We start from the raw sequence: 23,934 nt of genomic DNA, 5'->3' as shown, positions 1-23,934 counted from the left end.
GCGAAACACGAGGGAACACGTCGCGTTGCCCACGGCGGAATTTCTGTTGGGATTTGAAAGCCGTAGAAGTGCGGGTTGGGATGACGGCGGGATCAGCGATGCATCCATATTTCGGGTAAATCGCATTTGGTGAAGTGAATCGGCCTGCCGGCGCTATCCGCACAGCGGAATATCGGGCGCTCCTTGTATGCATTATCCCAGTTGCCATCCCCGCCCAGTTTGCCTTAGATGCTGCAACGCACCCGCGGACAACGGCCGGGGCTCAAAAATCACACACATTTTCGAGGGGACGATCATGGCGCGCAACGTTCTGATTCTGGGAGCTTCCTACGGTTCCCTGCTGGGCACCAAGCTCTTGATGGCCGGGCATAACGTGACCCTGGTCTGCCGCGCCAAGACCGCGGAGCTGATCAACCGCGACGGCACCGAGGTGCGCATCAAGCTGCGCGACGAGGCGGTCCACCGCGCCATTTTCTCGCGCGACCTGCCCGGCAAGCTCGACGCCGTGACGCCGCAGAATGTGGACGTCTCCCGCTATGATCTCGTCGGCCTTGCAATGCAGGAGCCGCAATACACCAACCACACGGTTCGCATGCTCATGGTCAAGATCGCCGCGGCGAAGTTGCCGTGCCTGTCGATCATGAACATGCCGCCGCTACCTTATCTCAAGCGTATCCCGGCGCTGTCAGACATGGATCTCGAGGAAGCCTACACCAATGCGCAGGTGTGGGAGCGGTTCGAGCCGGGGCTGGTGACGCTGTGCTCGCCCGATCCGCAGGCTTTCCGTCCGCCGGAGGAAGCCGCGAACGTGCTGCATGTCGGCTTGCCCACCAACTTCAAGGCCTCGGTCTTTGCCGACGAGAAGCACAACAAGGTGCTGCGCGAGCTCGAGGCCGACATCGACGCGGTGACGCTCGACGGCAAGGACGTGCCGGTCAAGCTGAAGGTGTTTGATTCCCTGTTCGTGCCGCTGGCCAAATGGTCGATGCTGCTCACCGGCAACTACCGCTGCATCACGCCGAACGAACCGCAGTCGATCCGCGACGCCGTGCACGGTGACCTCAAGCGCTCGCAGACGATCTATGACCATGTCGATGCCATCGCCCGCCGCCTCGGCGCCGATCCCGCGGACCAGGTGCCGTTTGCGAAATACGCCAAGGCCGCCGAAAGCCTGCTGAAGCCGTCATCGGCGGCGCGGGCGGTCGCGAGCGGCGCGCCCTTCATCGAGCGCGTCGACCTGCTGGTGAAGCTGATCTCGCACCAGCTCGGTGCGCCGAATGCCGAGATCGACCGCACGGTCGATACCGTCGACCAGAAGCTGAACGAGAAGATCGTGCAGGGCGGATCGGGCGCGCAGTAACGGCGCGCCTCGATCATCCGGGGGCGGGCGCCCCAACGGCAAAACACCCGCAAGGGCTGTCAATCCGCGCCGGTGAAAATATTTCGTTTTACCGAAATTCGGAAATGACGTATGTGTCGCCCATCCCGGTTCACCTTGAGGGGCGATCGTACGTCGTCACGCTTCGCGAGCCGGGCTTGCGGTGGATGCGGCAGCGTCGGCACGAGATGGCGCGGGCAGGGTGGGTAGTCCCTGTGAGCCCGAAGCCGCGTGTGGACGAGCGGCGCTGTCAGTTCGTCGTGCCAACATGCTTTGCGGCGCGTGTGCACACTGCCGAAAGCCTCTGTGGCGCTGGCGAGCGCGCGTACGGCAAAACCGTGTGGTCTCGGCCGTCGTCGCTACGGTCAAGCCTGTCGCGGAGGTGTGGAGCGTCCAACCGGATCAACCACATCGCTAATTCGCGAGGCGAGGGAGGCCAGAAGGAATTCGGCTCCCGGGAGAGCACGGCATAAGCCGTCAAACCATCGCGCAGGGAAGGCCGTGTGTTGGGCTTCACCTGTATGCTGTTGTGCGGTCTTCTTGCGCTACATTTTTCGCGCAGCAGACCGCGCCGGCACCCGGTCTTCCCTGCGCCCTCTCGATTGAGAGGGTGGAGAGATCAAGCAAAGCTCGGGCAAACGCGCCGCGATGCTGCGAAAGTGTGTCCGTGATTGGAGCTGCTTGCCGCAGGCGACGATATCGTAGGACGGGCAAAGCGGAAGCGTGCCTACTACAAGCATATGGTGGGCACGGCGCTTTGCGCCTTTGCCCACCCTCCCGCACTACAGCCTCACCCCTGGCTTGCCACGCGCGCGCGATCGAAATGATCTTCGATCTTGGGGCGGTCGCGGGTGCGCTCGAAGCTGGTGCACAGCAGCTCGGTCTCCTCGAGCGAGACCGGCGCACGATACAGCCGGCACATGAACTCGGCGGTGGTGCGGCCCTTGCCCGTGCCGGGGCTGCGCTCGGCCAGGAACATGCAATCGCGGCAGATGCTGGCGTCGAGCCGCTGATGGGCCGCATCGAGATGATTGAGAACCTCGCGGAGCGAGTCGCGGAGCCTTACGCATTCCTCGGTGCCGAGCGAATTGACCGCATTCAACACGTGATTGATCGGGTCATGCTGGTTCAGGCATTTCTCGCCCTGCGGCGTGACGTGCAGAACGACAGAGCGCTTGTCTTCCTGCGACGGCTTTCGCACCAGGAAGGATTTGCTCTCCAGCGTCTTCACGATCTGCGACGCGGTTGCTCTGGTCGCGCCAATGAACCCGGCAAGCGCGGACGGCGTGCGCGAGAAGCGATTGGCGCGGCCGAGAAAGCGCAGCGCCATCCACTCCCGATCGCGCAATCCGTGTTGATTACCTTCGAAGTACCAGGCTCTGGCCGCCTGAACCAGCAGCTCGACTGCTTCGCGTGCCAACGGCATAAATTCCTACCTTGCCCCGGGAATCGCGTGTGCGGCGCCCCGAAGCCGCTTTCCACCATGGCGCACGAATATCTTGCGCAAAGCCGGATGCTCAGCCGCGTCCGATGAGTGCCTCATGCCCAACACAAAGGCCTGGATGGCGAGGCTTTCGCCCCGGACTGATGAGCGTCGCAGGATGCTGCGCAAGAAACGGTGCCGCCGATGCCATGCCAACCGCAAGGTCGTCGTACGCAAGCCCGAGTTGCCGTCACTTCTGGACGATGGATCGGAATTGCTCAACCGAAGCCCCTGAGTTCAAGTCACACGCAGACGTTTCTTATGTTCCATCGAAACGATGAATGAGCTTCTCAACAAAATCAAGTAGAGAGAGTACTCGAGAACGAATGTCGTTGCAGACCAATGTAATGTTCAAGACAATCTCGCTCTCTGGGACACATGAAGTTGAACGCAATACGCAGTGAAACAAGCCAGATCACGTAGTTCTACGCGTGCCGGATTGCACGCATATTGCTGTCTGTCGTTGATGCAGTTGATCGAAGCTTGTGCAGGACAGGCGACGCGCAACACGAAAGTCATCCACAACTTCTGCGATCTGCTTCGGAAATCGCCAACGCAGCGTCAGGGGAATTTGCAGGGAATGCACGCGGCGGTTGTCGCGGGATTATGCCTGGAGCATCATCCGGGTGTCGTCTTCCGCGACCATGCTGATCGTCTCATCCTAACGGCTGAGATTCGCGCGACTGACATCGCCGGCGAACGAGCGCCTATGCAGTTTGTGCCACGATGCGCGGGTCGCAGGCAGGAAGCGAGGGCACGCGCCGCGCGCGGCCGGCAAGCCGTGCCGCTAGTCGCCCTTGAGCATGTCCCTGAGCTCGCGGAACGGATCCGCGCTCGCCGGCGCCGAGGCGTCTTGGCGCATGGCGTTGTAGATTCGCGGCACCATGTCGACAGCCTGGTCGAGCCCCGAATCGCGTCCCGACTGGTACCCGCCCATCAGGCGAAGGTCGCGAGTGTCCTCGTATTTGGCGATCAGGGAGCGCAATTTGCTCACCAATTCGCGCTCCTCAGGGTCCCATACGTTGTGAGCAAGGCGCGAAACCGAGGCCAGCACGTCCACCGCCGGATATCGCGCCTGGTCGGCGATGTGCCTGGAGAGCACGATGTGCCCGTCCAGCGTGCTGCGGATGGTGTCGGCGATCGGTTCGTTGTGATCATCGCCATCGACCAGCACGGAGTAGATGCCGGTAATGGTCCCGGATCCTTCCTCGCCGGGTCCGGCGCGCTCTAAGAGCCGCGGCAGGTCGGTGAAGACCGTCGGGGCGTAGCCGCGGGCCACCGCCGGCTCGCCGGCCGCCAGCGCGACCTCGCGGGCGGCATGGGCGAAGCGGGTGATCGAATCGACGATGAGAAGCACCGATTCGCCGCGGTCACGGAAATATTCGGCCACTGCCATCGCCGTCTTTGGCGCCAGCCGTCGCATCATCGGGCTTTCATCGCCCGTCGATACGATGGTCACGGCGCGGTTGCGGTCGTTGCCGAGCACGTCCTCGATGAATTCGCGCACCTCGCGGCCGCGCTCGCCGACGAGCGCCAGCACGACGGTGTCAAAGCCCTGGCTGCGGGCGAGCATGGCAAGCAACGTCGATTTGCCGACGCCCGAGCCGGCAAAGATGCCGACGCGCTGGCCGGCGCAGATCGGCGCAAACAGGTCGATGACGCGGACGCCGGTGCGCAGCGGCTTGTGCACGCGCGCCCGCTTCATGGCCGGCGGCGCCTCCGCCTCGGCCGAAACGGCCCTCGACCCTGGCGTGAGCGGCCCTATTCCGTCCAGTGGCACGCCGAGCGCGTTGATAACGCGGCCCTTCCAGCTCGAACCCGGCGCGAACGACAGCGGCGGCATGCGGTAGGCGACCGCGCCGAGCCCGCCGGCGAAATGCCGGTCGAACGGCTTGGCCACGATGCCGTCGCTGTCGATCCGCACCACCTCGCCGATCTGGGGCTTGGCCCCGGTATTGACGCCGATCAGCTCGCCGAGCTTGACCGAGCGCGACAGGCCGGAGACACGAAAATGCGTCGGCGCGATCTCGGAGATCGCGCCGCTGATGCTTGCCAATGGCGTGCTCTGCTCGAGCTCGAGCATCGCCCACTCAAGTTGCCGAAGAGCGTTCAAGGAAACAGTCCACCCCAAAATTACGCGCGACGCGCACGTCTACTTGCTAGGATCGCCCAGCGTCTGGATTGCGTTGCGGAGCGCGCTCTCGGTGCCGTCGATCAGCGAGTTGGTGCTGTCGAAGGCGCGGGAGGCCGACATCAGCTTGGTCAATTCCATCATCGGATTGGCGCTGGAGCCCTCGACATAGCCTTGCTTAAAGCCATCGCGGCTGAAATCGGCGATGGCGGTCGCGGGCCGGTCGGGCGTGACGCCGGAATTGCCGTAGCGATCGAGATTGGCATCGGCGGGAATATTGAACAGGCCGATGGTGCCGATCTCGTTGTTGTCCTGGGTGATCGCGCCGCTGCGCGAGATCGAGACCGGTCCACCGTTGGGATCGAGCGTGAGCTGCGCGCCGCCGGAATCGATGACGGGGAAACCCGACACCGTCTGAAGGTCGCCATTGGCGGCGATCTGGAGGCGGCCGTCGCGGGTATAGACCGTGCCGTTGGGGCCGGCGAAGGCGATCCAGCCCTGTCCGACCACGGCGACGTCGAGCGGGTTGCCGGTCTCCGTGATGTTGCCTTGCTCGCGCGAGATGATGTTGTCGCCGGGCGAGGAGAACGCGACCGGGTTGGCGCCGGCCTTGGACAGCACCGTCTCGAATTTCACGACGTCGGTGCGAAAGCCCGACGTGTTGACGTTGGCGACGTTGTTGGCGATCGTCTGGAGGCGCTTCTCGAGCGCGACCTGGGCCGACAATCCGACGTAGAGAGCCGATTGCATGACTTACCTGCTGAACTTGATGTTCTGAAGTGTCGTGAGCATATCGGTGTCGAGACTTGCCGACGACGTCGAGGCGCCGGTGATCAGCACCAGCGCGGGGTTGGTCGAGCTATCACTCTGGGCCTGGGTCGCATCCCACATCGCCGCGAAGCGCTGCACGAATTTGGTCACCTTGGTCGGGTCCTTGAAATCGGCAAGGTTGATCTTGTCCGTGATCATCTTGGCCTGCATGTCGATATCGGACGAGCTGATCATCGACGACCAGCCCTCCGCGGTCTGCACCACCTGGGTCAGGGCCTTGTCGGCGAGGATCTGGTAGGGGCTCGTGATCGAGGCGGCCTTGCGCGTGAAATAGAGCGCCAGCCGCAGGCCCTCATTCTGGTCGCCGGCGTCCTGCTCCAGTGTCTGGGTGGCATACTGGCTGGTCGTGCCTGATGTGGCCGCGGTGCTCTGGGTCGCATTGGCGCCGAGCGCCGCGAAGTTGAAGGCGGCGGCGAACTCCCGGTAGCGGCTGTCGCTCAGCTTGTTGGCGAAGGTGTTCGATGTCGCGACGCCCTCGGTCAGCACTTTCCGCATGAACGCCTTGGCGTAAATCATGTCGTCCAGGCCGAAAGCCTTCATTGCATAGGAGTAGAGCTTATAGTTGTTCAGGAAATCGTCGATGCTCTTCACCTTGCCGATATTGGCAAGATAGTAGGCGGTATCGCGGCTGACGTCCGGTTGCTGCTCAACCTGAGTCAGCGACTTGCTCATGTCGGTTGTCAGCCTGGTGTAATCCGCGATCGTGGATAGCATGGCACGCGCCCCTCTGGTCGCTGCTGCGACATCGTCTCAAGCTGCCGCGAATTGCTTGCGCGGGGCTGGCGAGGCCGGAAGGGGTGTGCAAGCCAGCTTCGCGCAAGCGTCGCCAACTAGATATTCCCGATGGGATCGGCGATGGAGCGGCGCGTTGGGCAGTTTCGTGGGGATTGTCATCACGGTGGCAGCACTGCTTGGCGGATTTGCCGCCATGGGCGGGCACCTGGCCGTGCTGATGCAGCCGTGGGAGTTCGTGATCATCATGGGCACTGCGGTCGGCACCTTCATCGTGGCCAATCCGTGGAAGACGGTGGTGGATACCGGGGTCGCCTGCATGCAGGCCGTCACCGGCGCGGTGCCCGGCCAGCGCTATTATCTTGACCTGCTCGGCGCGCTTCATGCCTTGATGCGCGAGCTGCGCGGCAAGGGCCGCAACGAGGTCGAGGCACATATCGACGATCCCTCGTCCTCCGAGATCTTCAAGGCGTTCCCGAGCGTGCTCGGCGACTCGTCCCTGCTCCAGTTCATCTGCGACTATGTGCGCCTCATCATCATGGGCAATGCCCGTACCCATGAGATCGAGGCGCTGATGGACGAGGAGATCCACACCATCGTGAAGAGCAAGCTGACGCCCTATCATGCGCTGGTGGTGGTGTCGGAGGCGCTGCCGGCGCTCGGCATCGTCGCGGCGGTGCTCGGCGTCATCAAAGCCATGGGCGCGCTGGACCAGTCGCCAAAGCTGCTCGGCGGCTTCATCGGCGCGGCGCTGGTCGGCACCTTCGCCGGCATCTTCCTGTCCTACGGCATCATTTCGCCCTTCGCGCTGAAGATCAAGATGACGCGCGAGAAGAAGTGCCGGCCCTACATCATCGTCAAGCAGACCCTGCTGGCGTTCATGAACGGCGCCATGCCGCAGATCGCCGTCGAGCACGGCCGCAAGATGATCGCGAGCTCCGAGCGGCCGTCGATCGATGTCGTCGAGAACGAGACGATCGCAGGTCCCAAGGCCGTCGTGACCGACGCTGAACCCAAGGCTGCACGCGCATGAGGATGGAAGACGTCGAGGTCGATCAGCGCAAGCAGTTGCCGAACTACCTGCTGGACGCGGCCGGCATCTCGATCGAACGCATGCCGATGCTCAATGTGATCTTCGATCGCATGGCGGCATCGTGCACGGACAGCCTGCAGCCGATGGCCGGCACGCCCTGCTACTTCTCGGTCAACGGCATCACCAACGACCGCGTCGGCGACATTATCAAGGACTACGAAGGCAATGCGGTCGCCGCCGTGCTCTATGCCGAGCAGTGGGATTCGCGCGTCATTATCATGCTCGACCGTGACTTCGTGTTCACGATGGTCGAGGCGATGTTCGGCTCCGATGGCGCCGAGCCCCCGCTCGATGTCGAACGCACTTTCTCGAACATCGAGATCCGCCTGGTCCAGGCGCTGTTCGATCGGTTCGCAAAGGCGCTGCAAGCCGCTTTCGCCGGCACCTCCAACGTCACCTTCCGCGTCGAGCGGGTCGAGACGGCGATGGCGTCGCTGGCGATCGGGCGCAGCGGCAACATGTCGATCTGCGCGAACATCATGCTGCAGGCGCTCTATCGCGGCGGCCAGATGTTCCTCATCATACCGCACTCCGCGCTCAACCCGCTCAGGCAAAAGCTTGCCCACGTCGTCGTCAGCGAGGGCGGCGCAGCCGATCCGCGCTGGCGCGAGCAGATGGAGAGCGAAGTTCACCGCACCGAGGTGACGCTGAGCGCTGTGCTCGACGAGAAGATGATCACCCTCGAGGACGTCGTCAAATTCAAGGTGGGGCAGATCCTGGAGCTCGAGGCCACGCCGCGCACGCTGGCGCGGCTCGAGAGCAACAACCAGGTGCTGTTCTGGTGCCAGATCGGCCAGCTCGATGGCTACTACGCCATGCAGGTGGCAGATCCCGTCGATCAGAAGCGGGAGTTCGTCGATGATATCCTATCTCGTTGATGCGGTGCTGCTGATCGCGCTGGCCTTCACCAGCATGCGGGTGACCCGGATGCACCGCGAGCTCGCGAAGCTGCGCAGCTATCAGGGCGAATTCTCGACCATCGTTCACGAGACCGCCGGCGCCTTCGACACCGTGATTACCGCGGCGCACGATTCCACCGCAAATCTGGGCCGGCTTGCCAATGTGTTGAGCGCGAAGATCGATCAAGCCCACGAGGCGATCGCGGCACTCGATGCACGCACTGGGCTGCAGGGCGCCGTGACCGCGAATGGTCCTGAGGCCAACAAGCATTAGGGCCCGAAGCGGCCGAAGAGTTAGATCGGAGCGTTGCGACGCTCCGGGAGCGGAACTACCAAGAGGCGATACCAGATGGCGCAATCCTTCGACTACGAATCCGCAACCGCATCCGACGATGCCGAGACTTCTCCGCTCGAGCGGCTGGCGGAGATTGCCGCCCGCACCGCCGAGGAGACCGGCAAGTTCGCCAATGTGGATGCCATCATGCGCATTCCCGTCACCATGCAGGTGGTGCTGGGATCGGCCACCATCCCGGTGGCGAATCTGATGAAGCTCGGCCGTGGCGCCGTCGTCCCGTTGGATCACCGCGTCGGCGAGCCCGTCGACGTCGTGGTCAACGGCCGCGTCGTTGCCCGCGGCGAAGTGGTCGTCGTCGAGGAAGACAATTCCCGCTTCGGCGTCTCGCTGACCGAGATTGTCGGACCGCTGGGGCAGGGTGATTCCTGACCATGGCGGCACCGGTCGCTCCCATCAAGCAGCGCGGCGTTGCCACGCTGGGCGGAACGGAAAAGGTCGCGGCGCTGCTGCTGGCCATGGGCCGCCAAGCGGCCGCCAGCGTGCTCGCGCAGTTCGAGCCGCAGGACATTCGCATCGTCACCAAGGCCGCGGCCGAGCTGCGGCCGATCACGGCCCAGGAGCTCGAGTCGATCGTTGAGGAGTTCGCCCAGCAATTCTCGATGGGCGCCAACATTCTCGGCACCCTCGGCGGCCTCGAAGCCGTGCTCGGCGACGTGCTTCCGGCCGACCAGGTCACGGCAATCATGTCGGACCTGCTCGGCAATTCGAGCCGATCGGTGTGGGACCGTGTCTCGTCGGTGTCGGAAAACTCGCTGGCGACCTACCTATCGAAGGAGCATCCGCAGACCGCGGCGCTGATCCTGTCCAAGGTCAAACCGTCCTGCGCCGCCAAGGTGATGAGCCAGCTGCCGTCGAGCCTGCGCAACGAATTGATGCGGCGGGTGCTCAGCCTCAAGCCGATCGTCGACGATGCGATGAAGGTCCTCGAGAAGACTCTGCACGAAGACCTGACGCTCAACTTCGCCCGCAACCTCGGCGCGGATACCTACGCCCGCGTCGCCGACATCATCAACAAGATGGAGCGCGGTCATATCGAAGACATGCTGAAGAGCCTGTCGGAGAAGCGGCCGAAATCGGCCGAAGTGCTGAAGGAGCTGCTGTTCACCTTCGACGACGTCATCAATCTGGCGCCGAAGGCGCGCACCATGATCTTCGACCAGGTGCCGACCGATCGCATCGTCGTGGCGCTGAAGGGCACCGACAAGCATTTCCGCGAGTTGATCCTGTCGGCGGTCGCTTCGCGCGTTCGCCGCGTCGTCGAGTCCGAGCTCGCCATCGGCGAGCCGTCGAACCAGCGCGACGTGCTGGAGGCGCGCCGCGTGATCACCGATCTCGCGCTCGACCTCGCCGAGAAGGGTGAAATCGAGCTCAACCCCGATCAGGAGGACGAGCTGGTCTTCCGCTGACCGCTGAACGGGCATGGCAGAGACATCCGACCAGGAGAGCAAGACAGAAGAGCCGACCGAGAAGAAAGTCCGCGATGCGCTCGAACAGGGCAAGATTCCGGTCTCTCGGGAGGCATCCCTGTTCGCGTCCATCGCGGCGCTGATGGTGATTATGTCTTTCCTGATCGGCCAGGGCGTACAGCAGCTGACCCCGACCTTGAAGAGCTTTCTCGACGAGCCCGATGGCTTCCCTCTCAGCACCGGTGCGGACGCACAGAACCTGCTCACCGTGGTCGGCCTCGAGGCCCTGCGCTTCCTGGTGCCACCGGTCGTGATCCTGGCAGTGTTCGGGCTCGCAGCGTCGCTGCTGCAGAATGCGCCGCGCCTCGTGCTGGAGCGCATTCAGCCCGACTTCTCCCGGATTTCGCCGGCGAGCGGCTGGAGCCGAATCTTCGGAACTCAGGGTCTCGTGGAGTTCGCCAAGTCGATGTTCAAGCTCGTCTCGGTGACATCGGTCGTCTGCTTCGTATTGCGCTCGTCGGAGGCGAGGGCGTTCGAGGCGATGTACACCGATCCGGTCGCGTTGCCCGAGATGATCCTCACCATCGCGATGCGGATCGTGTCGGCGATCTGCATCGCGACGATCGTACTGGTCGCAATCGATCTCGCCTGGGCGCGCTTCCACTGGCGGCGCGAGCTGCGCATGACCAGGCAGGAGATCAAGGACGAGCACAAGCAGGCCGAAGGCGATCCGCTGATCAAGGCGCGCCTGCGTTCGCTCGCGCGCGACCGCTCGCGCCAACGCATGATCGCCTCCGTGCCGCGCGCGACGCTGGTGATCGCGAACCCAACGCATTTCGCGATCGCGTTGCGCTATAACCGCGACGAAAACCCGGCGCCGCTCGTGGTGGCCAAGGGCATAGACGTGATCGCGCTGAAGATTCGCGAGGTCGCCGAGCAAAGCAAGATCCCGGTGATCGAGAACAAGGCGCTCGCCCGCGCGCTCTACGAAGCGGTGCAGGTCGATCAGGTGATCCCGGCCGAATTCTTCCGCCCCGTCGCCGAGATCATCTATTTCCTGCAATCGAAGCAGGCGCCGCGGCCCGCGAAGGTTCAGTAGAATCCCTGGGATGGTGCTCCGCGCAACAGCTTGACGAAAGCTTAACGCTCTAGGGTTCTTTCCAATGAACCAAAATGGGGCTGTCGTGGGACCACTGTTTCTCTTCGAACTCGCATCGTCGCAGGCACGCTGGCTCGAGCTTCGTCAGTCGACGATTGCCACCAACGTTGCCAATGCCAATACGCCGGGCTTCAAGGCGCGCGATGTCGAACCGTTCAACAAGGTGCTCGATGCGGTGCCGGTAAGGCTGGCCACGACCTCGCCCGCCCACATGCAGCTGTCCCCCGCCGAAACCGACACGCGGGCCACCGCCAAGAAGGACAGCTGGGACGTCGTCCACTCCGGAAACTCCGTGAGCCTGGAGCAGGAAATGATCAAGGGTAGCGACGTCAATCGGGACTATTCGATGAATTCGGCGATCGTGCGCTCGTTCAATCGCATGGTCCTGACCAGCGCGAAGACCTGAGGTGAACCGACATGCTTGACCCTCTATCGGCTTCATTGACCGTCGCGAGCTCGGGGCTCGAGGCACAATCGACGCGCATGCGCGTCGTCTCAGAAAACCTCGCCAATGCGACCTCGACCGGGCGCAGCGCGGGGGCCGACCCCTATCAGCGCAAGACCATCACCTTCGATGCCGCGCTCGATCGGGCCTCCGGCACACAGCTGGCGAAAGTCAAGGAAATCGGGGTCGACACCACGCCGTATCGCGTCGAGTACGACCCGGGTCATCCCGCTGCCGACAAGGCCGGCTACGTCAAGATGCCCAACGTCAACATGATGATCGAGATGGCGGACATGCGCGAAGTCAATCGCTCCTATGAGGCCAATCTCCAGGTCGTGAAGCAGGTGAGATCGATGCTCGGCATGACCATCGATCTGCTGAGGAGCTGACATTGCTGGAAGCAATTTCATCCACCGCGATCACCGCAGGGCAGGCGGCCTCTCGCGCCAGCGAGACGCAGACCATCGCGCCTACGGGAACGTCCGCCGTTCAATCCGCCGACGATGTCGGCTTCGATTCCGTGATGAAGCAGGTGACCACGGACGCGATCGGGACGCTGAAGACGGGCGAGGCAGCGTCGATCTCGGCGATGCAAGGCAAGGAATCGACGCGAAGGGTCGTCGAAGCGCTGATGTCGGCCGAGCAGGCCTTGCAGACGGCGGTCGCAGTTCGCGACAAGGTCGTGCAGGCCTACCAGGAAGTCGTTCGGATGTCGATTTGATCTGAAGGAGTGGGTTAAGTGAAATCGCTCGCCATCGCGGCTACGGGCATGAATGCCCAGCAGACCAACATCGAAGTCATTGCGAACAACATCGCCAACATCAACACCACGTCGTTCAAGCGTGCGCGTGCGGAATTCACCGATCTGTTCTACCAGATGGACCGCATGCAGGGCGTTGCAAACGTGAACGGCTCCTCGCCGATTCCGGAAGGCGCAAATCTCGGTCTCGGCGTCAAGTCGGCGGCGATCCGCAAGCTGCACATCCAGGGCGCGCTGACGCAGACCGGTAATCCGTACGATCTCGCGATCAATGGCCGGGGCTGGTTTCAGGTGCTGGGCCCGAACAACGAGGTGCAATACACCCGCGCAGGCTCGTTCAACACCAACGCGACCGGCCAGCTGGTGACGATGGACGGCTATCTGCTCGATCCCAACATCACGGTGCCGCAGGGCACGGTGCAGGTCACCGTGAACCAGACCGGGCAGGTGTTCGCCAAGCTGGATACGGAGGTCAATCCGCGCCAGATCGGCCAGCTCAACCTTGCCAATTTCGCCAACGAGGCAGGCCTCGAGCCGCTCGGCAGCAACCTTTATCGCGAGACCACAGCGTCGGGTGCGCCGGTGGTTGGCCTGCCCGGCGATGCCGGTTACGGCAAGATCAACCAGCAATATCTCGAAGCCTCGAACGTCGATCCCGTCAAGGAGATCACCGAATTGATCTCGGCACAGCGCGCCTACGAGATGAATGCCAAGGTCATCCAGGCGTCGGATGACATGGCCCAGACGGTATCGAAGGGTCTCAGTCGCTAGTTCGGTGTGTCCATGTTGAACAGGGTAGGCCTGATCGTGCGCGCGTTGGCCGCCGCGCTGCTGGTTCTCGTCTTCACGCGGTGTGCCGCCGCAGACGAGAAGCGGCTTCCCGTGCCGGCGGTATCGATCCGCGCCGGCGAGCTGATCAGGGAGGACATGATCACCGAACGCAACTTCGATCAGAACGCGCTCGGTGTCGCGATGTTCGTCGAAGGGCGTCAGGTCCTCGTCGGCCGGATGGCGCGACGGGCGCTGTTGCCGGGCCAGCCGATCCCCACGAATTCAGTGGAGGATCCCTGGACCATCGCCCGCGGCGCCATGGTGAAGGTGGTTGTCGAAGACTCCGGCTTGTCGATTGTGACGTACGGATCGGCGATGCAATCCGGTGCGCCGGGTTCGCTCATCACCGTGCGAAACACCGACACGGGCGTGATCATCAGGGCCATCGTCCAGCCGGACGGCACTGTCAAGGTTGCAGACGGAACATGACCAGAGTCCTGATCGCGCTCCTGCTGATCTTCTCCGCCGCCGGCGCCCACGCTGCCGTCCGCATCAAGGACATCGCGGACATCAAGGGCCTGCGTGAGAACCAGATCGTAGGCTACGGCCTTGTGATCGGCCTCAACGGCACCGGCGACACTCTGCGCAACGCGCCGTTCACGGAACAATCGTTGCAGTCGATGCTCGAGAACATGGGCATCAATGTCCGCAACGAGACGAGCAGCACGAATAGTCAGTCGCGGCCGACGACCCTGCGTACGCGCAATGTCGCAGCCGTGATGGTGACCGCGGACCTGCTGCCTTCGATCGGCCCGGGCGAACGGATGGACGTCACGGTGTCGTCGCTGGGCGATGCGACCTCGCTGCTCGGCGGCACGCTGGTAATGACGTCGCTACGCGCGGCCGATGGTGCGGTCTACGCGGTGGCGCAAGGTGCGGTCACCGTCGCCGGCTACAGCGTCGGAGGCCAGGCCCAAAACCTCAGCCAGGGCACGCCGACCGCGGGCCGCATTCCGAATGGCGCTCTGGTGGAGCGCGAGGTACAGGGCAGTCTCCACGAGATGGAGTTCCTGGTGCTCGAGCTGAAGAACCCCGATTTCGTCACCGCGACGCGGATCCTCGATGCCGTCAACCGCTATGCCGGTGGACGGTACCGTGCCCAGATCGCCTTTGAGCGCGACTATCGGACGATCGTGCTGTCCAAGCCGCGCTATGTCGGCCCCGTTCGCTTTCTCGCCGAGATCGGAGAGCTCACCGTCGAGCCAGACACGCCGGCGCGGGTTGTGATCAATGAACGTACCGGCACGGTGGTTATCGGGCGCGACGTTCGGATATCGACTGTCGCCGTCACGCACGGCAACCTGACGGTTCGTGTCACCGAACTGCCCGTCGTGTCCCAGCCGGCGCCGTTCTCGCAAGGCCAGACGGTCGTCGTACCCCAGACCGTGGTCGAAGCCAACGAGGCTGGATCGCAGGTGGCGATCCTGAGCGGTGTCGATCTCCAGCGTCTTGTGCGCGGATTGAACCAGATCGGACTGAAACCATCAGGCATCATCGCGATCCTCCAGGCTATCAAGACGGCCGGCGCGCTGCAGGCTGAAGTCATCGTGCAATGATGCATAAGCGTCGTGCAAGCTTGGTCGCTCAATGCTCAGGTCCTGACCGAGAATCGCACGCGGGCCGATGCTGAAGCTGGATCACAAAGCGCAACTCCTTCTGGCGACGGTGTTCGTGCTCGCGAACACTTTGCCTGCGTTCGCGCTCGACGAACCGAAGCCGTCAAAGCCGCTCAATCTGCTCTCGTTTGCACGCGCCCGTGCGCCCGGACCGCAGAAGGCGCATGCGCAGGCTACGTCTGTTCCAGGCGATAATTCGCGGGCCACGGCCTGGGCGGCTGAGGATGCAGGGCCTGCAACCACCGGCGCAGTGCCGGAGGCGGCTCCTCCAGCACCGGCTCCCGCACCTCTGCCGACGCGTCCGGCGAAGTCCGGCAGTGTCACGGCGCCGCCGAAACCAGCGCCCGCCCAGGCTGGCGCGCCTCCGGACAACGAAGTGGCGCTATTCTGTAGCAATGTGGCCGATCCCGCCGTCGACGCCAGGCTCGCCTGGCAGCTGAAGGAGCTGGAGAAAGCCGAAAGCCTGCTGCGGGAGCGGATCGCGGAAGTCGAGGCAAAGCGGGTCGAGTACGAGAAGTGGATGGCGTTGCGCGACGACTTCCTGAAGAAGGCCGAAGCAAGCGTCGTCGAGATTTATTCGCGCATGAAGCCCGACGCGGCCGCGACCCAGATCGCCGGCATGGCGGACGAGACTGCCGCGGCGGTTCTCGCAAAGCTGAGCCCGAGGAGCTCGAGCGCAATTTTCAACGAGATGGAGACCGGGCGCGCAGCGCATCTTGCTGACCTGCTCGGTGGAATGCGTCGCGTGGATGACGGGAAGACCAAGTAAATGAAGACGCCGTTCCTCATCCTGTCGCTGTTGCTCCTTGCCGGGTGCTCCCATGATCCCGCGGAGATCCTGACCGGCCCGAAACTGTCGCCCGTGGGCAGCGGATTGAGGACGCCAGCCGAGCCTATTCCGGTGACGCCCCGCATGCGCACGCCCGTCAGTTATCGCTCGACGTGGGACGACGGCACCGATCTCTATCGCGATCCCCGTGCGCGCCGCGTCGGCGACGTCGTGACAGTGATCATCTCGATGCAGGACAAGGCCAAGCTCGACAACAAGACCGGCCGCTCGCGCGATTCGCAGGTCCAGTTCGGGCTGAACTGGCTGATGGACGTCGCGGGATGGCAGGACAAGGGCCAAGCCAACGCCAACCTCAACACCAATACGCAGATCAAAGGCAACGGTCAGATCGACCGCTCCGAAGACATCAAGCTTTCCATCGCGGCCGTCGTCACCGACGTGTTGCCAAACGGAAATATGATGATCAGCGGCTCGCAGGAATTCGGCATCAACACGGAGATGCGCGTGCTCAATGTCGGCGGCATCGTGCGTCCACGGGATATTTCGCGGACCAACACGATCTCCTACGAGAAGATCGCCGAGGCGCGCGTCTCCTATGGCGGCCGTGGAAATCTGTCTGACGTGCAGCAACCAGGATGGGGACACCGGATCTATGATGCCGTGGCACCGTTCTGAGGCTCACGCGTCATGGAAGCAGGGGGCGTCATGCGCCTGATCGCAGCCATCGTCGTGCTGACCCTGGTCGCGATTGGCGCCGGCGCGCTTGCGGGCCTGCATCTGTTCGCTGCTGCCGAGCGCGTCGCCGATGCAAAGAAAGGCGCCATCCCGCCTCCGATTGCGTCGAGCTATTCAGGCAGCGCGCGGCTCAGAAAGCTGTCGCCGATCGTGACCAATCTTGCGGCGCCGGCCAACAACTGGGCCCGGGTCGAGGCCTCCATGGTGACCGACAGCATGAGTGACGAGGATGCCGGCATCCTCGCTGCCCATATCAGCGAAGACATCGTCACCTATCTGCGGTCAGCTTCGGTGACGCAGTTCGAAGGCACGCGCGGACTTCAGCATTTGCGCGATGACCTGTCCGAACGCGCCAGCATCCGCTCGTCCGGCAAGGTCCGCGAATTGATCATTGAGACGTTGGTGATCCAGTGAAATTGAAAGTCCTGCTGCTCGCGTTGTTGCTGGTTGTGCTGCCCGAAGTGGCATTCGCCCAGATCCCGGATCTCAACTCGCTGTTGCCGCCGGGCAATGGCTCGACCAGCGGCCGCATCATCCAGCTGATGGCGCTGCTAACGGTGCTGTCCGTCGCACCGGGATTGCTCATCATGGTGACGAGCTTCACGCGGTTCGCTGTGGCGCTGTCGTTCCTGCGCGCCGGGCTCGGCCTTCAGACGACGCCTCCGAACCTCGTGCTGATCAGTCTCGCACTGTTCATGACCTTTTACGTCATGGCGCCGACGTTCGATCGTGCCTGGGAGACCGGCGTGCAGCCGCTGATGAAGAACGAGATCTCGGAGGAGGACGCCTATCTGAAGATCAGCGATCCGTTCCGCGAGTTCATGCTGGCACACGTCCGTGACAAGGATCTGCAGACGTTCGAGTCGCTCGCAGCGGAAAGCTTCCGCAAGAAGTTCGACGACAAGCGCGTCGATATGCGCGTCATCATCCCGGCCTTCATGATCTCCGAGCTCCGGCGTTCGTTCGAGATCGGCTTCCTCATCATCCTGCCGTTCCTCGTCATCGACATGATCGTGGCGACGCTGACCATGTCGATGGGCATGATGATGATGCCGCCGTCGATCCTCGCGCTACCGTTCAAGGTGCTGTTTTTCGTGCTGATTGACGGGTGGAATCTGCTTGCCTCGGGATTGGTCCGGTCGTTCTCTTGAGAGCGGTCATCGGTCCACCGGAATCGTTAAGGTTAGTAAAGAGTAATATTAACCATATGATTTGGCTGAAGAATTCAAGCTGGCCTTAATTCGGAAGCAAGATTCGGCGTGTTAGCGAAGCGTCACGGCGGGTTGGACCCCACCCACATTCAGTCCAAAGGCATGATGCCGCCCCTCCGTACCGGTGAAAGCCCGGTATGTCCCCTCGTGAAAATGTAACGCGTACATAAAGGGACATTCGCAATGTCAAGCCTGCTTACGAACTCGACCGCGATGACCGCTCTCCAGACCCTCCGGTCTGTGAGCTCGCAGCTCGCCACCACGCAGACCCGCATCTCCACCGGTCAGCGCGTCTCGACCGCTTCGGACAACGCCGCCTACTGGTCGATCGCAACCTCGATGCGCGCCGACAACGCCGCGCTCTCCGCGGTCTCCGACTCGCTCGGTCTATCGGCCGCGACGGTCGACACCGAATATACAGCTCTGACGTCCGTTGTCGGTGACAGCAATGGCGGCCTCACCAAGCTGCAGTCGCTGCTGGTCGAAGCCAAGACGGCTGGTATCGACCGCACCAAGATCCAGGCGGACGTCACCCAGATCCAGCAGCAGATGCAGGCGACCGCGTCTGCGGCGACCTTCAACGGCGTGAACTGGCTCAGCACCACGACGGCCACCCCGACGACGGTCGATCTGGTGTCGTCGTACTCCCGTGTCGGCGGCACGCCGACCACCGGCGCCATCACCCTGACCGTTGCCAACTACTCGCTCTACACCTCGTCCACCAGCGGCATCCTCGACAAGGTGAGCGGCGGTGCGTCGGTCAACACGATCGACATCAGCACGCTGACTGACTCGGCAGCCGACCAGACCACGCTCGATGGCTACATCGCGCAGGTCACTGGCGCGATCAACTCCGTGGCTTCGGCTGCCGCGAACCTCGGCGCCGTCAAGAACCGTATCTCGACCAACACCGACTTCGTGAAGTCGCTGATGGACTCGGTGACCCGCGGTATCGGCCAGCTCGTCGACGCCGACATGAACCAGGAGTCCACCCGCCTGTCGGCCCTCCAGGTCCAGCAGCAGCTCGGCGTTCAGGCGCTCTCGATCGCCAACAGCAGCAGCCAGAGCATCCTGTCGCTGTTCCGCTAAGACTGACGACGATCTGAGGGGGCCGCGCTTCTCGCGAAGCGCGGCCCTTTCGTTTGACGTGACGTCCAGGGCACGCCGCAACTTTGGCTTCCCTGTTGCGGTGAGGACACAGAGCCACAAGCCTCGCACAAGCTTCGAGCGCTACGGTCGCCGTACGACAGGTTGGGCCCTCAACGCTATTGCGCAGCCCAAAGGCATGACGCCGCCCTGTCGTACCGGTGCAAGTCCGGTATGTCCCCAAAACAACTCGATCTTCAAGGGACATCAAAATGGGTTCTAGCCTTCTCACCAACTCCGCCGCCATGACCGCGCTGCAGACGCTGCGCAACGTCAGCTCCAGCCTGCAGACCACCGAAAACCGGATCTCGACCGGCCAGCGCGTCGCCACCGCGTCGGACAACGCCGCTTACTGGTCGATCGCAACCTCGATGCGCGCCGACAACGCCGCGCTCTCCGCCGTCTCCGACTCGCTCGGTCTGTCGGCCGCGACCGTCGATACCGAATATACCGCTCTCACCGCGGTCGTCGGTGACAGCACCGGCGGCCTCACCAAGCTGCAAGCGCTGCTGGTCGAAGCCAAGACCGCCGGCATCGACCGCACCAAGATCCAGGCCGACATCACCCAGATCCAGCAGCAGATGAAGGGCACCGCCAATGCGGCAACCTTCAACGGCGTGAACTGGCTGAGCACGACGACGGCGACGCCCGCGACCTTCGACCTGGTGTCGTCGTTCTCCCGCGTCGGTGGCACGCCGACCATCGGCTCGATCACGCTGACGATCTCGAACTACTCGCTCTACACCTCGTCCACCAGCGGCATCCTGGACAAGGTGAGCGCCGGTGCGTCGGTCGACACGATCAGCATCAGCACGTTGACCGACTCGGCGGCCGACCAGACCACGCTCGATGGCTACATCGCGCAGGTCACCACTGCGATCAACTCGGTGGCTTCGGCCGCCGCCGATCTCGGCGCCGTCAAGAACCGCATCGCGACCAATACCGACTTCGTCAAGACCCTGATGGACTCGGTCAACCGCGGTGTCGGCCAGCTCGTCGACGCCGACATGAACGCGGAATCCACCCGCCTGCAGGCGCTGCAGACCCAGCAGCAGCTCGGTGTCCAGGCGCTCTCGATCGCCAACCAGAACAGCCAGAGCATCCTCTCGCTGTTCCGCTAAGTCTGAAAACGATCTGAGCGAGCCGCGCTTCTCGCGAAGCGCGGCTCTTTCATTTCGGGGTACGTTGTTCGCGCGGGAGAAGAATATCGACTTGGCGCCTCGAACTGCCGCTCCAGTCCAGTCCAGTACGGTCACAGCGCCACAAGCTTCGCGCAAACTTCGCGTGCTATCGCCGCCGTTACGACAGGTTGAGCGCGCTTTTTTACAGCCCAAAGGCATGATGCCGTCCCGTCGTACCGGTGCAAGCCCGGTATGTCCCAACAATTTCAATTCGTTTTCAGGGGACGTCAAAACATGAGTTCTAGCCTTCTCACCAACTCCGCCGCCATGACCGCGCTGCAGACGCTGCGCAACGTCAGCTCCAGCCTGCAGACCACCGAAAACCGGATCTCGACCGGTCAGCGCGTCGCCACCGCGTCGGACAACGCCGCCTACTGGTCGATCGCAACCTCGATGCGCGCCGACAACGCCGCGCTCTCCGCCGTCTCTGACTCGCTCGGTCTGTCGGCCGCGACCGTCGACACCGAATATACCGCGCTGACCGCCGTGGTCGGTGACAGCACCGGCGGCCTCACCAAGCTGCAGTCGCTGCTGGTCGAAGCCAAGACCGCCGGTATCGACCGCACCAAGATCCAGGCCGACATCACCCAGATCCAGCAGCAGATGAAGGGCACGGCCGCGGCGGCGACCTTCAACGGCGTCAACTGGCTGAGCACGACGACGGCGACGCCCGCGACCTTCGACCTGGTGTCGTCGTTCTCGCGCGTCGGTGGAACGCCGACCATCGGCTCCATCACGCTGACGATCTCGAACTATTCGCTCTATACTTCGTCGACCAGCGGCATCCTGGACAAGGTGAGTGCCGGCGCATCGGTCGACACGATCAGCATCAGCACGCTGACCGACTCGGCAGCTGACCAGACCACGCTCGATGGCTACATCACGCAGGTCACTGCCGCGATCAACTCGGTGGCTTCGGCCGCCGCCGACCTCGGCGCTGTCAAGAACCGCCTCGCGACCAACACGGACTTCGTCAAGACCCTGATGGACTCGGTGACCCGAGGCGTGGGCCAGCTCGTCGACGCCGATATGAACGCGGAATCCACCCGCCTGCAGGCGCTGCAGACCCAGCAGCAGCTCGGTGTTCAGGCGCTCTCGATCGCCAACCAGAACAGCCAGAGCATCCTCTCGCTGTTCAAGTAAGCTTCGGCTTCGAAAGGGACCGTGCTCCCCCGGGAGCACGGTCCCGCCGTGATCGGCGGACGTGACGGCACATGATGTGCGCGCAATTGATTTCCTGACGTCGGACGTCAAGGCAACGCGCCGTCCGCGTCGGCGCTCGCGCCTCGCCGTCGAATCGGTTGCGGCGTCCGAACTTCCAGTAAAATTGCAGCGCCTCGCCCGCGAAGCGACATATTCGCGTGTTCGCGCAACCTTCAGACAAGGTTGGCAGCGGAGTGTCCTCACCATTCGCATTGGTACGAGGTCACATGCTCAGTCGCGCGCAGCTACAGCAGCTGCTCAACAATCTGCTGGAACTTGGGCCGCGACGTCTGATGGCCTTGGGATTGATCGGTTTCGCCGTCCTCGTCACCGTGGTCGGCGGCGCCTATTATCTGAGCCGGCCGGAATTCGAAACGCTTTACACTGGTCTCACGCGCGAAGACGTGACGCGCATCGGGGCCGCGCTGCGCGAGCAGAACATCAGCTTCGACATCAATGCGGCCGGCGATGCCGTGTCGGTGCGACCGAGCCAGACCGCGCAGGCGCGAATGCTGCTCGCCGAGAAGGGGCTGCCGACGAGCGCCAATTCCGGTTACGAGCTGTTCGACAAGATCGGTTCGCTCGGGCTCACTTCGTTCATGCAGGAGGTCACCAAGCTGCGGGCACTCGAAGGCGAGATCGCACGCACCGTACAGCTGATGAAGGGCGTCAAGGCGGCGCGGGTGCACATCGTGATGCCGGTGCGCGGTTCGTTCCGCGCGACGCAGCAACCGCCTTCTGCATCGGTCGTGCTGCGCACCGATGGTGCGATCGAGGCGCGGACGGCGCAGTCGATCCGCCACCTCGTCGCGGCCGCCATTCCCGGCATGACGCGCGACAAGGTCACGGTGCTCGATGCCGACGGCTCGATGTTGCTGGCGGAAGAAGACGAAGCCAGTGCCGCACCGACCAAGATGGCAAGCCTTCAGAAGACCGTCGGCGGAATGGTGCAGGAGAACATCCGCAAGGCGTTGACGCCCTATCTGGGACTGGACAATTTCGAGGTCAGCGTCTCGCCGCAGCTCTCGACCGACAAGCGCCAGATCAACGAGACCGTCTACGATCCAGAGACACGCGCCGAGCGTTCCGTACGCAACGTTCGCGAAAACGAGAAGTCATCGAACGCCGACCGCTCGACGCCGACGACCGTCCAGCAAAACCTGCCGGACCAGCAGGTTAACGCAGGCGGCACCAAGAACTCCAGCGAGGACAAGACCCGCCGCGAAGACGTCACCAATTTCGAGGTCTCGTCCAAGACCACGACGACGGTCAGTGACGGCTATTCGGTCAAGAAGCTCTTCATTGCCGTGCTGGTCAACCGGGCGCGGCTGGTCGCCGACCTCGGCGACAAGACCAACCAGGCCATCGTCGACAGCAAGCTCGCCGAGATCAGCCAGCTGGCGGCAACCGCCGGCGGACTGGACAAGGCGCGCGGCGACCAGATCCAGGTGACGGCGGTCGACTTCGTGGAAGGCTCGCGCGATCTGGCGCCGGTTCCGCCGATCAGCTTTGTCGAGATGATGAACAAGCAACTCGGCAGCGTGATCAACGCGGTGACGATCCTGGCCGTCGCTTCCATGCTGGTCTGGTTCGGGCTTCGGCCCGCGGTCAACGGCATCCTGACCCATCGCGCGGCGCAGGAGCAGAGCGAGGCGGCCGAAGCCGCTGAGCTCGAAGCTGCCACGGCCCTCGCCTTGGCTGAGGGCCAGGATCCCGAGCTCAACCTTGTCGAAGACCTCGAAGGCAAAATGCAGCGTACGCCGCAGAAGCGGCTCGAGCAGATCGTTCGCCTTGATCAGATGCAGGCGGCGGCAATCCTTAAGGACTGGATGCGACGCGAGGAGGCGGCATGAACGCGGCAATTGGAAAACTCCTGACGCAATTCGACGCTAACGGGCGGACCAAGTCGCCGCCGCCTCCGCCGCCCAAGATCCAGGACGTGCTGACGAAGCAGAAGGAGGTCCGGCGCGAGCCACAGCCTCAACCGCAGCGCCAGGAACGCCAGGCGCAATCGCAGCCGCAACTTCAACCGCCGCCCGCGCCGGAAGCAGCTCCGGTCAATCTTCTCGAAGACGCCTATCGGCGCGGCCATGCTGCCGGTGTTGCGGAGGGCGAAGCCAAGCTCGCCGAAGAGCGGGTCCGCAGCGCGATCCGGCTTGGCGAGGAGCGAGCCAAATGGTCGGACCAGCAGGCGGTCGCGATCGTCAACGGTTTCGACGCCGCCTGCCGCGAGATCGAGAGCAACATCGCAAGCTCGGTGGCTCGGATATTGCTGCCGTTCCTCGCCGAAGCCGTCCGCGACAAGGCGATCGGATCACTGGTCGAGCAGATCGCGGCGTTGACCTCGAACTCGCCCGTGTCGGTGTTCCGCGTCACCGGACCCAGCGAGCTCATCGATCTCGTCAGGACGCAACTCAATCTCGCCGGCCGTACCGGCATCGAATACCAGTCCGCCGACACTGTCGAGGTGCGTGTCCTCGCCGATCAGACCACGATCGAGACGCAGATCTCGACCTGGGTCGACCGGCTGAACGAGGCACGCCGGTAGC

Annotated in this window: 26 protein-coding genes; 22 read left to right on the top strand and 4 right to left on the bottom strand. The window is 63.3% G+C overall.

What is annotated here, in order from left to right; all coding sequences use genetic code 11:
* Positions 1 to 295: 295 nt before the first annotated feature.
* Positions 296 to 1,360: a ketopantoate reductase family protein gene (locus tag XI06_RS00880; protein WP_271604411.1), complete on the top strand. Its 1,065-nt coding sequence runs from the start codon at positions 296 to 298 to the stop codon at positions 1,358 to 1,360.
* Positions 1,361 to 2,168: 808 nt separating this feature from the next.
* Here XI06_RS00880 and XI06_RS00875 read toward each other — a convergent pair.
* The 4 genes from XI06_RS00875 to XI06_RS00860 all read right to left on the bottom strand — a co-directional run bounded on the left by XI06_RS00875 (position 2,169) and on the right by XI06_RS00860 (position 6,537).
* Entirely contained in the window at positions 2,169 to 2,804 is a 636-nt protein-coding gene (locus XI06_RS00875; protein WP_237862766.1) for a MarR family winged helix-turn-helix transcriptional regulator, read from the bottom strand.
* Positions 2,805 to 3,648: 844 nt separating this feature from the next.
* Complete coding sequence (gene fliI, locus XI06_RS00870) at positions 3,649 to 4,974, bottom strand: flagellar protein export ATPase FliI (protein WP_271604410.1); 1,326 nt, start codon at positions 4,972 to 4,974, stop codon at positions 3,649 to 3,651.
* A 39-nt stretch (positions 4,975 to 5,013) separates the two neighbouring features.
* A complete protein-coding gene (flgF, locus tag XI06_RS00865; protein ID WP_237862763.1) occupies positions 5,014 to 5,742 on the bottom strand; it encodes a flagellar basal-body rod protein FlgF in 729 nt (242 codons plus the stop codon).
* A 3-nt stretch (positions 5,743 to 5,745) separates the two neighbouring features.
* The gene (locus XI06_RS00860) at positions 5,746 to 6,537 is read right to left on the bottom strand and encodes a DUF1217 domain-containing protein (protein ID WP_271604409.1); all 792 of its coding nucleotides are present in this window, start codon (positions 6,535 to 6,537) and stop codon (positions 5,746 to 5,748) included.
* Between the two features lie 154 nt (positions 6,538 to 6,691).
* On the opposite strand from XI06_RS00860, the gene motA reads away from it, so the two are divergent.
* From motA to XI06_RS00755, 21 genes are all read left to right on the top strand, one after another.
* Positions 6,692 to 7,588, top strand: a complete 897-nt coding sequence (gene motA / locus XI06_RS00855) for a flagellar motor stator protein MotA (protein WP_237862760.1) — start codon at positions 6,692 to 6,694, stop codon at positions 7,586 to 7,588.
* Entirely contained in the window at positions 7,585 to 8,526 is a 942-nt protein-coding gene (locus XI06_RS00850; RefSeq protein ID WP_271604408.1) for a flagellar motor switch protein FliM, read from the top strand. Before motA ends, XI06_RS00850 begins: the two co-directional genes overlap by 4 nt.
* Positions 8,507 to 8,821, top strand: coding sequence for a hypothetical protein (locus XI06_RS00845; RefSeq protein ID WP_237862758.1), 315 nt, complete (start codon positions 8,507 to 8,509; stop codon positions 8,819 to 8,821). Before XI06_RS00850 ends, XI06_RS00845 begins: the two co-directional genes overlap by 20 nt.
* A gap of 75 nt (positions 8,822 to 8,896) precedes the next feature.
* Complete coding sequence (gene fliN / locus XI06_RS00840; protein ID WP_237862757.1) at positions 8,897 to 9,271, top strand: flagellar motor switch protein FliN; 375 nt, start codon at positions 8,897 to 8,899, stop codon at positions 9,269 to 9,271.
* A 2-nt stretch (positions 9,272 to 9,273) separates the two neighbouring features.
* Entirely contained in the window at positions 9,274 to 10,308 is a 1,035-nt protein-coding gene (locus XI06_RS00835; RefSeq protein WP_128950035.1) for a flagellar motor switch protein FliG, read from the top strand.
* Between the two features lie 13 nt (positions 10,309 to 10,321).
* Complete coding sequence (gene flhB, locus XI06_RS00830) at positions 10,322 to 11,407, top strand: flagellar biosynthesis protein FlhB (protein ID WP_237872432.1); 1,086 nt, start codon at positions 10,322 to 10,324, stop codon at positions 11,405 to 11,407.
* Positions 11,408 to 11,471: 64 nt separating this feature from the next.
* Positions 11,472 to 11,873, top strand: coding sequence for a flagellar basal body rod protein FlgB (gene flgB / locus XI06_RS00825; protein ID WP_237862755.1), 402 nt, complete (start codon positions 11,472 to 11,474; stop codon positions 11,871 to 11,873).
* Positions 11,874 to 11,884: 11 nt separating this feature from the next.
* Positions 11,885 to 12,301 carry a flagellar basal body rod protein FlgC gene (gene flgC / locus XI06_RS00820; RefSeq protein WP_237862754.1) on the top strand — a complete coding sequence of 139 codons (417 nt, stop codon included), beginning with the start codon at positions 11,885 to 11,887 and terminating at the stop codon, positions 12,299 to 12,301.
* A gap of 2 nt (positions 12,302 to 12,303) precedes the next feature.
* The gene (locus tag XI06_RS00815) at positions 12,304 to 12,633 is read left to right on the top strand and encodes a flagellar hook-basal body complex protein FliE (RefSeq protein WP_237872430.1); all 330 of its coding nucleotides are present in this window, start codon (positions 12,304 to 12,306) and stop codon (positions 12,631 to 12,633) included.
* A gap of 18 nt (positions 12,634 to 12,651) precedes the next feature.
* The gene (gene flgG / locus XI06_RS00810; RefSeq protein ID WP_237862752.1) at positions 12,652 to 13,443 is read left to right on the top strand and encodes a flagellar basal-body rod protein FlgG; all 792 of its coding nucleotides are present in this window, start codon (positions 12,652 to 12,654) and stop codon (positions 13,441 to 13,443) included.
* A gap of 12 nt (positions 13,444 to 13,455) precedes the next feature.
* Positions 13,456 to 13,932 carry a flagellar basal body P-ring formation chaperone FlgA gene (gene flgA, locus XI06_RS00805; protein ID WP_237862750.1) on the top strand — a complete coding sequence of 159 codons (477 nt, stop codon included), beginning with the start codon at positions 13,456 to 13,458 and terminating at the stop codon, positions 13,930 to 13,932.
* Complete coding sequence (gene flgI, locus XI06_RS00800) at positions 13,929 to 15,059, top strand: flagellar basal body P-ring protein FlgI (RefSeq protein ID WP_271604407.1); 1,131 nt, start codon at positions 13,929 to 13,931, stop codon at positions 15,057 to 15,059. The genes flgA and flgI overlap by 4 nt, the downstream gene beginning before the upstream one ends.
* Before the next feature lie 67 nt (positions 15,060 to 15,126).
* Positions 15,127 to 15,888, top strand: a complete 762-nt coding sequence (locus XI06_RS00795) for a MotE family protein (protein ID WP_271604406.1) — start codon at positions 15,127 to 15,129, stop codon at positions 15,886 to 15,888.
* Entirely contained in the window at positions 15,889 to 16,584 is a 696-nt protein-coding gene (flgH, locus tag XI06_RS00790) for a flagellar basal body L-ring protein FlgH (RefSeq protein WP_237862742.1), read from the top strand.
* 30 nt (positions 16,585 to 16,614) lie between these two features.
* Positions 16,615 to 17,058 carry a flagellar basal body-associated FliL family protein gene (locus XI06_RS00785; RefSeq protein ID WP_237862740.1) on the top strand — a complete coding sequence of 148 codons (444 nt, stop codon included), beginning with the start codon at positions 16,615 to 16,617 and terminating at the stop codon, positions 17,056 to 17,058.
* Positions 17,055 to 17,795, top strand: coding sequence for a flagellar type III secretion system pore protein FliP (gene fliP, locus XI06_RS00780; protein ID WP_237862738.1), 741 nt, complete (start codon positions 17,055 to 17,057; stop codon positions 17,793 to 17,795). Before XI06_RS00785 ends, fliP begins: the two co-directional genes overlap by 4 nt.
* A gap of 243 nt (positions 17,796 to 18,038) precedes the next feature.
* Complete coding sequence (locus XI06_RS00775) at positions 18,039 to 18,944, top strand: flagellin N-terminal helical domain-containing protein (protein ID WP_237862737.1); 906 nt, start codon at positions 18,039 to 18,041, stop codon at positions 18,942 to 18,944.
* Positions 18,945 to 19,213: 269 nt separating this feature from the next.
* Positions 19,214 to 20,122 (top strand): flagellin N-terminal helical domain-containing protein, encoded by a 909-nt coding sequence (locus tag XI06_RS00770; RefSeq protein WP_237862735.1) that lies wholly within the window; start codon positions 19,214 to 19,216, stop codon positions 20,120 to 20,122.
* A gap of 294 nt (positions 20,123 to 20,416) precedes the next feature.
* Positions 20,417 to 21,325, top strand: coding sequence for a flagellin N-terminal helical domain-containing protein (locus tag XI06_RS00765; RefSeq protein ID WP_237862733.1), 909 nt, complete (start codon positions 20,417 to 20,419; stop codon positions 21,323 to 21,325).
* 287 nt (positions 21,326 to 21,612) lie between these two features.
* Positions 21,613 to 23,238: a flagellar basal-body MS-ring/collar protein FliF gene (fliF, locus tag XI06_RS00760; RefSeq protein ID WP_271604405.1), complete on the top strand. Its 1,626-nt coding sequence runs from the start codon at positions 21,613 to 21,615 to the stop codon at positions 23,236 to 23,238.
* The gene (locus XI06_RS00755) at positions 23,235 to 23,933 is read left to right on the top strand and encodes a hypothetical protein (protein WP_271604404.1); all 699 of its coding nucleotides are present in this window, start codon (positions 23,235 to 23,237) and stop codon (positions 23,931 to 23,933) included. The genes fliF and XI06_RS00755 overlap by 4 nt, the downstream gene beginning before the upstream one ends.
* The last annotated feature ends 1 nt before the right edge of the window (position 23,934 follow it).

This window comes from Bradyrhizobium sp. CCBAU 11434 (assembly GCF_028128895.1).
GTDB lineage: Bacteria > Pseudomonadota > Alphaproteobacteria > Rhizobiales > Xanthobacteraceae > Bradyrhizobium > Bradyrhizobium zhengyangense.
The sequence above is the reverse complement of the archived record's forward strand: the minus strand, read 5'-3'. Positions and strand labels throughout refer to the sequence as shown.

What these genes read in the sequence shown, in the direction of transcription:
- flgI (WP_271604407.1), top strand. Translation starts at nt 13,929, where the DNA reads ATGACCAGAGTCCTGATCGCGCTCCTGCTGATCTTCTCCGCCGCCGGC.
- XI06_RS00765 (WP_237862733.1), top strand. Translation starts at nt 20,417, where the DNA reads ATGAGTTCTAGCCTTCTCACCAACTCCGCCGCCATGACCGCGCTGCAG.
- flgB (WP_237862755.1), top strand. Translation starts at nt 11,472, where the DNA reads ATGAACCAAAATGGGGCTGTCGTGGGACCACTGTTTCTCTTCGAACTC.
- XI06_RS00755 (WP_271604404.1), top strand. Translation starts at nt 23,235, where the DNA reads ATGAACGCGGCAATTGGAAAACTCCTGACGCAATTCGACGCTAACGGG.
- XI06_RS00835 (WP_128950035.1), top strand. Translation starts at nt 9,274, where the DNA reads ATGGCGGCACCGGTCGCTCCCATCAAGCAGCGCGGCGTTGCCACGCTG.
- XI06_RS00775 (WP_237862737.1), top strand. Translation starts at nt 18,039, where the DNA reads ATGTCAAGCCTGCTTACGAACTCGACCGCGATGACCGCTCTCCAGACC.
- XI06_RS00845 (WP_237862758.1), top strand. Translation starts at nt 8,507, where the DNA reads ATGATATCCTATCTCGTTGATGCGGTGCTGCTGATCGCGCTGGCCTTC.
- fliF (WP_271604405.1), top strand. Translation starts at nt 21,613, where the DNA reads ATGCTCAGTCGCGCGCAGCTACAGCAGCTGCTCAACAATCTGCTGGAA.
- XI06_RS00785 (WP_237862740.1), top strand. Translation starts at nt 16,615, where the DNA reads ATGCGCCTGATCGCAGCCATCGTCGTGCTGACCCTGGTCGCGATTGGC.
- flhB (WP_237872432.1), top strand. Translation starts at nt 10,322, where the DNA reads ATGGCAGAGACATCCGACCAGGAGAGCAAGACAGAAGAGCCGACCGAG.
- flgF (WP_237862763.1), bottom strand. Translation starts at nt 5,742, where the DNA reads ATGCAATCGGCTCTCTACGTCGGATTGTCGGCCCAGGTCGCGCTCGAG.
- flgA (WP_237862750.1), top strand. Translation starts at nt 13,456, where the DNA reads ATGTTGAACAGGGTAGGCCTGATCGTGCGCGCGTTGGCCGCCGCGCTG.
- XI06_RS00860 (WP_271604409.1), bottom strand. Translation starts at nt 6,537, where the DNA reads ATGCTATCCACGATCGCGGATTACACCAGGCTGACAACCGACATGAGC.
- XI06_RS00850 (WP_271604408.1), top strand. Translation starts at nt 7,585, where the DNA reads ATGAGGATGGAAGACGTCGAGGTCGATCAGCGCAAGCAGTTGCCGAAC.
- XI06_RS00875 (WP_237862766.1), bottom strand. Translation starts at nt 2,804, where the DNA reads ATGCCGTTGGCACGCGAAGCAGTCGAGCTGCTGGTTCAGGCGGCCAGA.
- XI06_RS00795 (WP_271604406.1), top strand. Translation starts at nt 15,127, where the DNA reads ATGCTGAAGCTGGATCACAAAGCGCAACTCCTTCTGGCGACGGTGTTC.
- XI06_RS00880 (WP_271604411.1), top strand. Translation starts at nt 296, where the DNA reads ATGGCGCGCAACGTTCTGATTCTGGGAGCTTCCTACGGTTCCCTGCTG.
- fliN (WP_237862757.1), top strand. Translation starts at nt 8,897, where the DNA reads ATGGCGCAATCCTTCGACTACGAATCCGCAACCGCATCCGACGATGCC.
- flgC (WP_237862754.1), top strand. Translation starts at nt 11,885, where the DNA reads ATGCTTGACCCTCTATCGGCTTCATTGACCGTCGCGAGCTCGGGGCTC.
- flgH (WP_237862742.1), top strand. Translation starts at nt 15,889, where the DNA reads ATGAAGACGCCGTTCCTCATCCTGTCGCTGTTGCTCCTTGCCGGGTGC.
- XI06_RS00770 (WP_237862735.1), top strand. Translation starts at nt 19,214, where the DNA reads ATGGGTTCTAGCCTTCTCACCAACTCCGCCGCCATGACCGCGCTGCAG.